General features: G+C 58.7%; 10 protein-coding genes. 8 read left to right on the top strand and 2 right to left on the bottom strand.

Features of this window, described 5'->3' with window-relative positions:
• The first annotated feature begins 9 nt into the window (after window positions 1-9).
• From RYC17_RS04200 to RYC17_RS04180, 5 genes are read left to right on the top strand one after another with little or no spacing between them, the layout of a single operon-like run.
• A complete protein-coding gene (locus RYC17_RS04200; RefSeq protein WP_002553633.1) occupies window positions 10-843 on the top strand; it encodes a carbohydrate ABC transporter permease in 834 nt (277 codons plus the stop codon).
• A gap of 30 nt (window positions 844-873) precedes the next feature.
• Complete coding sequence (locus RYC17_RS04195) at window positions 874-1,980, top strand: ABC transporter ATP-binding protein (RefSeq protein ID WP_219171544.1); 1,107 nt, start codon at window positions 874-876, stop codon at window positions 1,978-1,980.
• Between the two features lie 17 nt (window positions 1,981-1,997).
• Complete coding sequence (locus RYC17_RS04190) at window positions 1,998-3,479, top strand: mannitol dehydrogenase family protein (RefSeq protein ID WP_316902559.1); 1,482 nt, start codon at window positions 1,998-2,000, stop codon at window positions 3,477-3,479.
• A gap of 9 nt (window positions 3,480-3,488) precedes the next feature.
• On the top strand, window positions 3,489-4,970 hold the full coding sequence (xylB, locus tag RYC17_RS04185; protein WP_058407473.1) for a xylulokinase: 1,482 nt from the start codon (window positions 3,489-3,491) through the stop codon (window positions 4,968-4,970).
• A gap of 22 nt (window positions 4,971-4,992) precedes the next feature.
• Complete coding sequence (locus tag RYC17_RS04180; RefSeq protein ID WP_316902558.1) at window positions 4,993-5,931, top strand: carbohydrate kinase; 939 nt, start codon at window positions 4,993-4,995, stop codon at window positions 5,929-5,931.
• A gap of 221 nt (window positions 5,932-6,152) precedes the next feature.
• On the opposite strand, the gene RYC17_RS04175 is transcribed toward RYC17_RS04180, so the two are convergent.
• On the bottom strand, window positions 6,153-6,707 hold the full coding sequence (locus tag RYC17_RS04175; protein WP_044343996.1) for a hypothetical protein: 555 nt from the start codon (window positions 6,705-6,707) through the stop codon (window positions 6,153-6,155).
• Between the two features lie 178 nt (window positions 6,708-6,885).
• The gene (locus RYC17_RS04170) at window positions 6,886-9,768 is read right to left on the bottom strand and encodes an EAL domain-containing protein (RefSeq protein WP_316902557.1); all 2,883 of its coding nucleotides are present in this window, start codon (window positions 9,766-9,768) and stop codon (window positions 6,886-6,888) included.
• Between the two features lie 267 nt (window positions 9,769-10,035).
• Here RYC17_RS04170 and RYC17_RS04165 point away from each other — a divergent pair, with 267 nt between their 5' ends.
• From RYC17_RS04165 to RYC17_RS04155, 3 genes are all read left to right on the top strand, one after another.
• On the top strand, window positions 10,036-11,112 hold the full coding sequence (locus tag RYC17_RS04165) for an NAD(P)-dependent alcohol dehydrogenase (protein ID WP_316902556.1): 1,077 nt from the start codon (window positions 10,036-10,038) through the stop codon (window positions 11,110-11,112).
• A gap of 307 nt (window positions 11,113-11,419) precedes the next feature.
• Window positions 11,420-11,782 (top strand): NUDIX hydrolase, encoded by a 363-nt coding sequence (locus tag RYC17_RS04160; RefSeq protein ID WP_005743561.1) that lies wholly within the window; start codon window positions 11,420-11,422, stop codon window positions 11,780-11,782.
• Between the two features lie 118 nt (window positions 11,783-11,900).
• Entirely contained in the window at window positions 11,901-12,962 is a 1,062-nt protein-coding gene (locus RYC17_RS04155; protein ID WP_005757221.1) for an SDR family oxidoreductase, read from the top strand.
• The last annotated feature ends 146 nt before the right edge of the window (window positions 12,963-13,108 follow it).

The raw sequence follows: 13,108 nt of genomic DNA, 5'->3' as shown, positions 1-13,108 counted from the left end.
GACCTTGCCATGATGACCCTCAAACAATCACGCCGCCTGCAAAGCCTGCTGCTCGGGAGCCTGTCCTGGCTGATCGCTGCGCTGGTGTTTTTTCCGATCTTCTGGATGGTGCTGACCAGCTTCAAGACCGAGATCGACGCATTTGCGACGCCGCCGCAATTGTTCTTTACCCCGACGCTGGAAAACTACCTGCACATCCAGGAACGCAGCGATTACTTTCACTTTGCCTGGAACTCGGTGCTGATTTCCTTCAGCGCCACCGCCCTGGCCATGCTGATCGCCATTCCTGCGGCGTATTCCATGGCGTTCTTCGAAACCAAACGCACCAAAAGCACCCTGCTTTGGATGCTCTCGACCAAGATGCTGCCGCCAGTGGGCGTGCTGATGCCGATCTACCTGCTGGCCAAGACCTTTGGCCTGCTGGATTCGCGGCTGGCGCTGATCATCATCTACACGCTGATCAACCTGCCGATCGTGGTCTGGATGATCTACACCTATTTCAAGGATATTCCTGGCGAGATCCTCGAGGCCTCACGGCTGGACGGTGCCAGCACCCGCCAGGAGATCTTTCGCGTGCTGATGCCGATCTGCAAGGGCGGGCTGGCTTCCACAGCACTGCTATCGCTGATCCTGTGCTGGAACGAAGCGTTCTGGTCACTGAACCTGACCTCGTCCGCAGCAGCACCGTTGACGGCACTGATCGCCTCCTACTCCAGTCCCGAAGGGCTGTTCTGGGCCAAGCTGTCGGCGGTCTCGACCCTGGCGTGTGCGCCCATCCTGATTTTCGGCTGGATCAGTCAGAAACAACTGGTTCGCGGCCTGTCGTTCGGCGCTGTCAAATAGCCCGACCCCAAGAACAAGAAGGAATCCAACATGGCTAACCTGAGCATCCGCAACCTGCAAAAAGGCTTTGATGGTCATCAAATCATCAAGGGTATCGATCTGGACGTGAATGACCGCGAGTTCGTGGTCTTCGTCGGGCCTTCGGGCTGCGGCAAATCCACCCTGCTGCGACTCATCGCCGGGCTGGAGGAAGTCACCTCGGGGACCATCGAACTCGATGGCCGCGACATTACCCAGGTCACGCCGGCCAAGCGCGATCTGGCGATGGTGTTCCAGACCTACGCGCTTTACCCGCATATGACGGTAGGCAAGAACCTGTCATTCGCGCTGGACCTGGCGGGTGGCGACAAGGCCGAGATCAAGAAGAAGGTCGATGAAGCCGCGCGTATTCTGGAGCTCGGCCCGTTGCTGGAACGCAAGCCCAAGCAGTTGTCCGGCGGTCAGCGCCAACGTGTTGCGATTGGTCGGGCCATCGTGCGCAATCCGAAGATTTTTCTCTTCGACGAACCACTGTCCAACCTCGACGCCGCGTTGCGCGTGCAAACCCGCCTGGAGCTGTCGCGCCTGCACAAAGAGCTGCAGGCCACGATGATCTATGTGACCCACGATCAGGTTGAGGCCATGACGCTGGCCGACAAGGTGGTGGTGCTCAACGGCGGCAAGGTCGAGCAGGTCGGCTCGCCGCTGGAGCTTTATCACCACCCTGCCAATCTGTTTGTCGCAGGCTTTCTCGGCACGCCAAAAATGGGCTTCCTCAAGGGCAAGATCAGTCGAGTGGACAACGCCAGCTGTGAAGTCGAACTGGACGCCGGAACCCGCATCAGCCTGCCGGTCAACGGCGCAGGGTTGAGTGTCGGAGCACCCGTGACGCTGGGCATTCGCCCGGAACACCTGAATCTTGCCCAGAACAGCGATTGCCAGTTGCAGGTTATCGCCGATGTCAGCGAACGCCTCGGCAGCGATACCTATTGCCATGTGCGTACCCGCTCGGGCGAGGCGCTGACCATGCGTATTCGTGGCGACCTGGCCAGCCAGTACGGCGAGACGCTGAACCTGCACCTGGACAGTGCCCAATGCCACCTGTTCGACGCTCAAGGTCTGGTGATTGCCAAAGCCTTGCAGACTGTCGCCGCCTGAGTTCCGGAGAGCCCTTCATGAAACTGAGCAAAAACAATCTGTCCCGACTGGACGCCGACATTGCCCTGCCCGCCTACACCGTCGAAAGCACCCGTCAGGGCATTGCCCATATCGGCGTTGGCGGCTTCCATCGGGCGCATCAGGCGTTTTACACCGATGCACTGATGAACAGCGGCGAAGGCTTTGAATGGAGCATCTGCGGCGTCGGTCTGCGCCCTGAAGACAAAGCCGTACGTGACGCACTGGCGCAGCAGGACTATCTGTACACGCTCTACGAACTGGGCGACACGCCAGATACCGAAACCCGCGTGATTGCCTCGATCAGCGGCATGCTGCTGGCCGGTGACAGCCCGCAGGCGTTGATCGACAAGCTGGCCAGCCCGGACATCCGCATCGTCTCGCTGACCATCACCGAAGGCGGCTATTGCATCGACGACAGCAATGGCCAGTTCATGGCGCATCTGCCACAGATCCAGCACGACCTGGCACACCCGGATCAGCCCAGGACGGTATTCGGCTTCCTCTGCGCCGCACTGGCGCGCCGCCGCGCCGAAGGTACGCCAGCCTTTACCCTGATGTCCTGCGATAACCTGCCGCACAATGGCGCAGTCACTCGCAAGGCGTTGCTGGCGTTTGCCACCTTGCGCGATGCCGATCTGCATGACTGGATCAAACACAACGTCAGCTTTCCCAACGCGATGGTCGACCGCATCACCCCCATGACCAGCGCTGCTCACCGACTGAAGCTGGCGGACGAGAAGCACATCGACGACGCCTGGCCGGTGGTCTGCGAACCGTTCGTGCAATGGGTGCTGGAAGACAAGTTCGTCAACGGTCGCCCAGCCTGGGAAAAGGTCGGCGTGCAGTTCACCGATGATGTAACACCCTACGAGGAAATGAAGATCAAGCTGCTCAACGGCAGCCACCTTGCCCTGACCTATCTGGGCTTCCTCAAGGGTTATCGCTTTGTCCACGAAACCATGAATGACCCGCTGTTCGTACGCTACATCCGCGCTTACATGGACCTGGACGTCACGCCGCAGCTGGCGTCGGTGCCGGGCATCGACCTGGAAGGCTATAAAGACACACTGATCGAGCGCTTTTCCAACCAGGCAATCGCTGATCAGCTGGAACGGGTCTGTTCGGACGGTTCGTCCAAATTTCCCAAGTTCACTATTCCGACGATCAATCGTCTGATCGTCGATCAGGGTAATTTCGAACGCGCCTCGCTGGTGGTCGCCGCGTGGGCGCTGTATCTGAAGGGTGTCGACGAGAACGGCACGACCTACAAAATTCCCGACCCACGCGCCGATTTCTGTCAGGCACTGGTGGCCGACGACGCGCTGATTACCCAGCGGCTGTTGCAGGTTGAGGAAATATTTGGCGTTGCCATTCCGAAATCAGCCGAGTTCGTCGCAGCGTTCGAGCAGAACCTCAATGACCTGCGCACGCTGGGCGTCAGCGGCACGCTGGAAAAACTTCTGGCCAACCGCCTTTGAGGTGCGCCCATGTTTCTTGGAATTGACTGCGGCACCCAAGGCACCAAGGTGCTGGTGCTCGATACCGAACGCGGTACTGTACTGGGCGAGGGTTCGGCCTCGCATGGCCTGATCAGCGACCATAACGGCCGCCGCGAGCAGGACGTCGGGCAATGGCTGAACGCGCTGCAACAGGCCACCCGCGATGCTTTGGCGCAATCGGGTGTGTCGGGACAGCAGATTCTCGGCATCGGCGTATCGGGCCAGCAACATGGTCTGGTGCTACTCGATGCTCAAGGTGAGGTGCTGCGCCCGGCCAAACTGTGGTGCGACACTGAATCGGCCCCGGAAAACCAGCGCTTGCTGGATTACCTGGGCGGCGCGCAGGGTTCTCTGCAACGCCTTGGCCTGGTCATTGCGCCGGGCTATACCGTGTCCAAACTGCTGTGGACCAAGGAGCAGTACCCGCAGCTGTTTGAGCGCATAGACAAGGTGCTGCTGCCCCACGACTACCTCAACTATTGGCTGACCGGCCGCTGCTGCACTGAATTCGGAGATGCATCGGGCACCGGTTATTTCAATGTGCGCACCCGTGAATGGGACCTGCCGCTGCTCGCGCACATCGACCCGAGCGGCCGTCTGGGCAAGGCGCTGCCGCAATTGGTGCAAGCACACGAAGCGGTTGGCGTGCTGCGTCCTGAAATCGCCCGTTTGCTGGACCTGAACCCCGCCGCACTGGTGTCCAGTGGTGGCGGCGACAACATGATGGGCGCCATTGGCACGGGCAATATCCAGCCCGGTCTGATCACCATGAGCCTGGGCTCGTCAGGCACTGTCTATGCCTACGCCGATGAGGCGCGGGTCAGCGAGCATGAGTCGGTCGCTACCTTCTGCTCATCCTCCGGTGGCTGGTTGCCATTGATCTGCACCATGAACCTGACCAATGCGACCACGGCTATTCGTGAATTGTTCGCTCTGGATATCGTCGGGTTCAACCAGGCCGTCGCCCAAGCGCCAATAGGGGCCGAAGGCGTGCTGATATTGCCTTTTCTGAACGGCGAACGCGTGCCCGCCCTGCCCGATGCTACCGGCAGCATCGTCGGCCTGGACAGCACCAATCTGACCCAGGCCAACCTGTCCCGCGCCGTGGTCGAAGGCACCACCTTCGGCCTTCGCTACGGATTGGACCTGCTGCGCGACAGCGGCATCAAAAGCGAGAAAATCCGCCTGATTGGCGGCGGTTCCAAAAGTGCAGTATGGCGGCAGATCGTGGCTGACATCATGGACACTCCGGTGATCTGCACCGACCACGCAGAAGCCGCCGCGCTGGGCGCGGCCATTCAGGCCGCATGGTGCTGGTCGCATGCCCACGGCAAGGCTGAGGACCTGCAACAACTGTGCGAACGCTGTGTGAGCCTTGATCAAAGCAGTGAGACGCACCCCGTGGTGCATAATGTGGCCGCCTATCAGCAGGTCTATCAGCGTTATCAGGCGCAACTGCGCAAGGTTTGAACCGTTTTTTCATGGAGCACTTATGTTTCTGGTTTGTGGCGAAGCACTGTTCGATATTTTCACCCGCGCTGATGACAGCGGTTCCCTGAACAGATTGGGGTTCGATGCGATTGCTGGCGGCTCGCCGTTCAACGTTGCGATCGGACTGCGCCGTCTGGGTGTGGAAGCCAGCTTTCTTGCCGGGCTGTCCACCGATTACCTGGGCCGTCGGCTGCGTGCCGTGCTGGAAAAGGAAACGGTCAATACCGATCACCTGATCGACTTCGACGCGCCCACGACACTGGCCATGGTCGCCGTGGGCAGCGATGGCTCGCCGACTTACAGCTTTCGCGGCGACGGCTGCGCGGACCGGCAGTTGCGCCTTGAACATCTGCCGGAACTCGATGCGCAGGTACGCGGCATTCACGTCGGCTCGTTTTCGCTGGTGGTGCAGCCGATTGCCGACACACTGCTGGCGCTGGTCGCCCGCGAAAGTGCGACGCGCCTGATTTCACTGGACCCCAACGTGCGCCTCAACCCGGCACCGGACATTCAGCGCTGGCGCAGCCAGGTCGCAGCGTTCGCCGAACATGCGCACCTGATCAAGGTCAGTGACGAAGACCTGCACCTGTTGTACCCGGACAGCGATCCACAAAAAATCGCCGAAGGCTGGCTCGGCAAGCGTACGCAACTGGTCATCGTCACCCGCGGCACGCAAGGTGCCAGCGTCTTTACCCGGCAGCATGGTACTTGGTCAGTGCCGGCAAAAACGGTGGTCACCGCCGATACCGTCGGGGCCGGGGATACTTTTCAGGCGGCGCTGCTGACCTTCCTCAGCGAGCGTCAGCTCGATACGCCAGAAGGCTTGTCGACGCTGTCACGGGAAACACTGGACGAGATGCTGAATTTTGCCGTCGGCGCAGCCGCGCTGACCTGCACAAAGGTCGGGCCGGATCTGCCGTATCGGCATCAGTTGGGGTGATTCAGTTTTCGACGAGAAACAAAAACAGCGGTACATCCGCAACATGTAACGCATGAAATAAAGTCTTCGTGAGCAAGCTCACTCCCACATTCCGAACCTGTTCCAAGCGGGAGAAGTTTCAGGATTCACTCCCATTTGGAAAGCATTCCATTTGTGGGAGTGAGCTTGCTCACGAAAGAGCCATTACAGTCGCCGAACAAGCAACTGAACCCACTGCCTGGTCAAGCCACCATCCCGGCCTTGATACCTCTGATGCGGGTGTTGATGTCATCCGCAACGTTGTTCTGCTTGTCCTTGAGCGCGTCCTGGACTTTCTGGTCGATGGCCAGTTGGTCCTGAGGTGCCATGGCGTCGTAGTCTTTCTGGGTGACGCCCGTCAGCTTCTCGCGCACTTTCTCTTCGGCTGTCTGCTTCAGAGAGTCCATGAACTTCTGTTCTACCGAACCCGTCGATGCAGTGTCAGTGGTGCTGGTGGCGCTGGCCACTGAACCGATGACACCGTTGTCGCGATCAGCCGTCTTTTCCGACAGTGACGAATCACCGGCAGACTTGAGGTTGATCATCATCCGCGCGAAGGATTCGTTGTAACCGCTGTTGTCCTGCTTGCTGTCTTGCGATGTTGAATTGCTGACCGGCGTGGTAACCGGTGCCGAACCTGATGTCAGGCCAGCGGCGGCAACCGAGCTGAATGCGTCCTGAGACACCTCATCTACGGTTTTGCGCCCAACCACAGCCCGGGAAACAAGCTGCTCAAGCGCACTCGTGCCAATAATCATCTTTCACCTCCTGAGGAACCTGTTGCGCAGGTTCAACAGCAAGTCCAGTGCCAAGTGCGCAATAAATTCATAAGCTACTGATTTTTAAACCTTAAATTCAGAATCTCAGGATCAGCACTGTCAAAAAAACCCATACGTTCTGCCGTTTGCGGCAAACATTCACCGACACAGGCCGCTTTCAGCCTGCCGCACGACCGGTATTGACGTTCAACAGCTCGATCGGCAACGGTTCAGAGAAGTAGTAACCCTGCGCCTGGGTCGCGCCGATCTCGCGCAGCAGCTCGAGTGTTTCCAGATCTTCGACACCTTCGGCGACGACGTTCAGATCAAGGGATTCGGCCATGCGTACGATGGCCCGCACGATGGCCCGGCTGCGTACGCTGGAGGCCAGTCCGAAGATAAACGACTTGTCGATTTTCAAGCCGCTGAAATGGTATTGATGCACATAGCTGAGCGAAGAAAACCCCGCGCCAAAATCGTCCAGCATGACCGACATGCCCTGCTCGGCCAGTTGCTTCATTGACAGGCGTGCCTGCTCGGGGTCGGCCACCAGAGCCCCCTCTGTAAGCTCCAGACACAGACGCCAGGGCGCAACATTCTGTTCAGCAAGCATCGCCAGCACTTCTGCAGCGAATGCCGGACGGGTGATGCTGTAGCTGGAGCAGTTCACATGCACTGGCGGCCAGCGGCCGTTCTCGGGTTGCGCCAGGATGTTCACTACACATTTGAGCATGTAGATATCCAGACGACCAATCAGGCGCAACCCCTCCAGCGCGGGCAAAAAGCTTTCCGGCCCGACGATCCGTCCATCCGGCATGCGCCAGCGGATCAGGGCTTCAAACGCCAGCAACTCTCCGGTCCTGACACAGATGACCGGCTGAAAATAGGGGATCAGTTGATCGCTACGCTTCAGGGCCGTGCGCAACGCACCCTCTTGTTCGACCTGATCCGAAACCTCCCGACGTAGAGCCTGATTGAACACGGCGAAGCTGTCACGCCCACCATTCTTGACCCGGTACATGGCGGTGTCGGCATCACGCAAGAGGTCTGCCGGCTCCTGATGAAAGCGGCTGTCGGCACCCACCACGCCAATACTGCAGGAAGAAAAGACGCTGTGATCGTCAATCACGAACGGTTGCTCGAACGCGGTCAGGATCCGCTGGGCTATATCCGTACCGGCCTGTAACGGTGCATCGATGCTTAGCACCGCAAATTCGTCACCTCCAAGCCTGGCCAGCAGATCCCCTTCACGCATGCAACTGCGCAGCCGCTCGGCGGCCTGCACCAGGAGGATATCGCCGCAGTGGTGGCCAAGGCTGTCATTGATCATCTTGAAACGATCCAGATCGATGAACATGACAATCAGCTGCTGGCCGTTCAGGCAAAAGTCCTGCCACGCCTGTTTCAGGCGATGTTGCAAGTGACTGCGGTTGGGCAACCCGGTCAACGAGTCGTGGGAGTTTTCATGCTGCAACCTGGCGTTGGCCTGATCCAGTTCCCGGGTCCGGTCGCGAACCCGGGCTTCGAGGAGCACATTGGCGGTGTGGATCGCTTCTGCCGCGCTGCGGCGGGACAGTGCCGTGTCGATGTGGCGAGAGACAAAGGTCAGCAGTTCCTGATCACGCAAGGTATAGCTGACATCCTTCGAATAGCTTTGCACCACCAGAACGCCGCGCACTTGCTCGCCATCGAACAACGGAATGCCCAGCCAGGAAGAAGAACGACCGGTATTTTTTTGCACCTCGATTTCGCCCAGGCTTTCCAGCCGGCGGGCATCGTCGTAATCGATCAGGCACGGTCGCCGCTGGCCTATCACATACTCGGTAAAGCCGCGCTGCCCACGCCGTGAACGTGGCGGCGTGGGCTGGAATTCGTCGATGTAATAAGGAAAGGTCACTTCGCCCGTGGCGCTGTCGTAAAGGGCGATGTAGAAATTGAGCGCTACCAGCAGCTCGCCGACAATCATGTGCAGGCTGCGAAACAGCTCATTCATGTCGCCGGGCTGGCTGGACAGCTCGGCAATCTGGAACAGGGCACTCTGCAAATGCTCGGCGCGTTCACGGTCGCGCACTTCCTGGCGCAGGGCGTCGTTGGCTGCCGAAAGCTGTTGCGTGCGCAGTGCCACGATCTGCTCCAGGTCGGTACGGCGCAGCAGCCGGTCCAAGGCCATCGCCACATGCCGCGACACCACGGAAAACAACGCGCGATCCTGAGCACTGTAGACGCGGGACACGTCATAGACCTGCATCGCTACCATGCCGAATACTTCGTCCGAGGCGTTTTTCAGGGGCGCGCCCATCCAGAACTCCGGCAGACGCCCCACCCAGAAAAAACGACCTTCGGCTTTTGCCCGCTCGATACAGGCTGCTTCGAGAAACAAGGGTTGCCCGGTGCTCAAGACATACCCGGTGAGCGACATTCGATCGGCGTCGATGAATTCGAACGTCTCGTGGCCCATCGCTTCGTCATCGAAACGGTCGATGTAATACGGATAAGTGATCTTGCGGCTTTGCTGGTCATACAGCGCGACGTAGAAGTTCTCGGCATCGATCAGCGCACTCAACTGCTCATGAATACCCTGCAGAAAAGCCCCGCGATCCAGCGTGGAGCTGGCCAGCAGGCTGATTTCATAGAGAACCCGCTGGGTGTTCTGCGCCCGGATCAACGCAGCGGTCTGCAACAGTGAACCCAGTCTGGCAGCGAGATCCACCAGCGCGGGATGGTCTTTTTCAGCCATTGGTGCCAGCACCCAGCCCAACACGCCCTCGCCCTGCCCGGCGACTCGGCAATGAAGCTGCAATTGAGCACAGTATGTGTCGAAGTCTTCAGCAGCGATGTGCGCAGGCCAGACGACTGCAGGGTCGCCCTGCCCGAGCAGACATTTCAGCTCGCCTGCAGCGTAGGCTGCCCAGGCGATATCCGGTATCTGTTCCCGTGCAGCGCTCAAAAGTGCGTCGATGGGCGCGTGACTGGCGAATCTGTCATGGTTGGCAGCCAACGTGGTGTCTGGACTGAACGCTACGCTCGGGCATATACCCGTGGCCAGATGTGAGACTGTCATGGAAACACCAGATGCATGAGCCGACGACGGTCATCCGTAAAAACCATGACCAAAGGTAACAAGTGTGCTGCTGCATTGTTGCAAAGTTCATACCTTTTTGGCAGACCCTTTGCCTGTCAGATGACATCCATGTGACGTGGGGCACTACACGGCTGCCATACGGGTCAGATTCAGGTGTGTCGCGAGACCGCCAAGGTGAATGAGCAGGGCTCGGCTATGCTTGCTCGCGGCGTTACATATTCTTCCCCCACTGAACAGGTGACAGTCATGGTCAAGACTTACAGTTACGCAGCGCAGTCTGCTCAGGAAGTGCTCAAACCGTATCAGTTCGAACGCCGCTCACCCGGTGCCGAAGACGTTCAGATCGACATTCTCTACTGCGGCGTTTGTCACTCGGACCTGCATACCGCACGCAATGAGTGGCACAACACACTCTATCCTTCGGTTCCAGGCCACGAAATCGTTGGCCGGGTAACTGCAGTCGGTGCAGACGTCAAACATTTCAAGGTCGGCGACCTCGCGGGTGTCGGCTGCATGGTAGACAGTTGCCAGCAATGTACACCCTGCGCAGAGGGTGACGAGCAATATTGCGAGAGCGGCTTCACAGGCACCTACAACGGCCCGGTATTTGGCGGCGAGAACACCTTCGGCGGCTACTCCGACAAGATCGTGGTCAAGGAGAAGTTCGTCCTGCGCATCTCTCACGACGCCAATCTGGCCGCCGTCGCGCCGCTGTTGTGCGCAGGTATCACCACGTACTCGCCATTGCGCCACTGGAAAGTCGGCCCGGGCAAAAAAGTGGGCATTGTCGGGCTCGGAGGGCTCGGCCACATGGGCGTCAAGATCGCCCACGCCATGGGCGCTCATGTGGTGCTGTTCACCACATCGCCCGACAAGCGTGAAGATGGCTTGCGGCTGGGTGCCGACGAGGTTGTTGTATCCAAAGATGCGGCACAGATGGCAGCCCAGACCAATAGCCTGGACTTCATCCTCAATACAGTCGCAGCACCGCATGATCTGGATGCATTTCTGTCCCTTCTCAAGCGTGACGGCACCATGACGCTGGTCGGCGCACCGGCAGAACCGCACCCGTCACCGGCAGTCTTCAATTTGATCTTCAAACGCCGCAGTCTGGCAGGGTCGTTGATCGGCGGCATTCAGGAAACCCAGGAAATGCTGGATTTCTGTGCTGAACACGGCATCGTTTCAGACATTGAAATGATCGCCATGCAGGACATCAACGAGGCTTACGAGCGGATGCTCAAAGGCGACGTGAAATATCGTTTTGTCATCGACATGGCCAGCCTCAAGCAGGAAATTCCTGCTGACTCAAACGCCGCATGATGCGGGCTGAATGCACCTGAAGAGCCTAGCGCTGCCAAGGACGGCTGCGCGCACAGACATGCCGTACGTCGCAAGGCATGAACTGACTACAGACAATAACCCACTGATACTCATACTCACTGTAAGTGTCGGCAGCGGCTTGAAGCCGGCACTTGCGCCTGGCTCACGCTGGCATGAGCTTGTCCCGGCCAGAAAAATGAACTATTTATTACATTTTAGTGACTATCACTGACTGCCTTTGGGTCTCAAGTTCACGAAGTCCTTGCAGATACTCATGTCAACGGACGTTTTAACAGGTGAACGAATCATGAAACAACGAGCGACAGTCATCTGCAAACGCGACGGCCAGGTCCTCTACGTGCGCAAACCAAAATCGCGCTGGGCATTGCCTGGTGGCAAGATCGAGGCCGGTGAAACGCCTGCTCAGGCCGCCATGCGTGAATTGTGCGAGGAAACAGGCCTGAAAAATCTTGATCTGCTCTACCTCGAGGTCTATGAGAAAGATCAGGTTACTCACTACGTATTCACTACGCAGGTCCCGGCCTCAAGCGAGCCTTCGCCGCAGAATGAGATTGCCGCCTGCAAATGGCTGGCTCCGAAGAAACTCGCAGACTTGAAGGCCAGCAGTGCGACCAAGACCATCGTCAAGTCGTATGCCCAGCGGGCCTGAGAGCATATGGCGCAACGCCAAAGGGTGATCGGCCAGATCGGGTTGAACGGTCAGGCCTGAAGCTGTTCTGAGAGAGCAGACGGTTCATTACCTTCATCCCCGTCTCAGGAGATCCCCTATGACTCAGACCGCCCTGGTTGTTGGCGCAAGTGGCATTGTCGGCAGTGCAATCACACAGTTGTTACTGGAAAACGATTGGCAGGTTGCCGCCCTCTCCCGTAGCCCTTCAGCGCGGCCCGGCGTAATTCCGGTGGCTGCAGACCTGCAGAACCCGGAGTCCGTCAGTGCGGCCCTGGCTGATTTGAAGCCCACCCACGTTTTCATCACCACATGGTCGCGTCAGGCCACTGAAGCAGAGAACATTCGCGTCAATGCTGCAATGGTGCGCAATGTGCTGGACGCTGTGCGCCCCGCTGGCAGCGTGAAACATGTCGCGCTGGTCACCGGGCTCAAACATTACCTTGGCCCGTTCGAAGCCTATGGCAAAGGTACGCTGCCACAGACTCCGTTCAGGGAAACGCAAGCGCGCCTGGATATCGAGAACTTCTATTACGCGCAAGAAGATGAAGTCTTCGCTGCCGCCGAGAAAGACGGTTTTACCTGGAGCGTCCATCGCCCGCACACCGTGACAGGTGTCGCCGTCGGCAACGCCATGAACATGGCGACCACCCTCGCCGTCTATGCCTCGATCTGCAAGGCAACCGGCCGACCTTTCGTGTTCCCGGGCTCACGTGTGCAGTGGGACAGCCTGACCGACATGACCGATGCACGTCAGTTGGCCCATCAGCAATTGTGGGCCGCCACGACGCCTGCTGCGGCAAATCAGGCGTTCAACATCACCAATGGCGACGTATTCCGCTGGAGCTGGATGTGGGGGCAGATCGCCGAGTACTTCGACCTGCAGCCAGCCGATTTTCCGAGCGAGCCAGCCCCGCTGGAAACGCAGATGGCCGATGATCAGGCTGCCTGGACCGATATTGTCCGCGAGCATCAACTCAAGGAAGGTGATATCAATCGCCTGATTTCGCCATGGCACACCGACGCCGACCTGGGCCGTCCGATCGAAGTGGTTACGGATATGTCGAAAAGTCGCAAACTGGGCTTCACGGCGTTCCAGGCAAGTGACGATGCGTTTTTCGAGGTATTTGAAAAGCTGCGCCGTGACCGACTGATTCCATGAAGCTGCCTGCCCTCTTGTGCCAAGGCTCTGCGTTGGCATAAGAGCAGGCACTGGCTTCGAGCGAAACAGACGCAACAAAAAAGGGTCAACCTCTCGGTTGACCCTTTTTTTACCGCCCAGCAGAGCGGATTTTATCTGGTAGGCGC

Origin of the sequence: Pseudomonas syringae group sp. J248-6, assembly GCF_032586995.1 — a bacterium.
In the GTDB taxonomy this organism is placed as follows: domain Bacteria; phylum Pseudomonadota; class Gammaproteobacteria; order Pseudomonadales; family Pseudomonadaceae; genus Aquipseudomonas; species Aquipseudomonas amygdali.
Note: the sequence above shows the minus strand (reverse complement) of the source record. Positions and strands in the feature narration are given on the sequence as shown.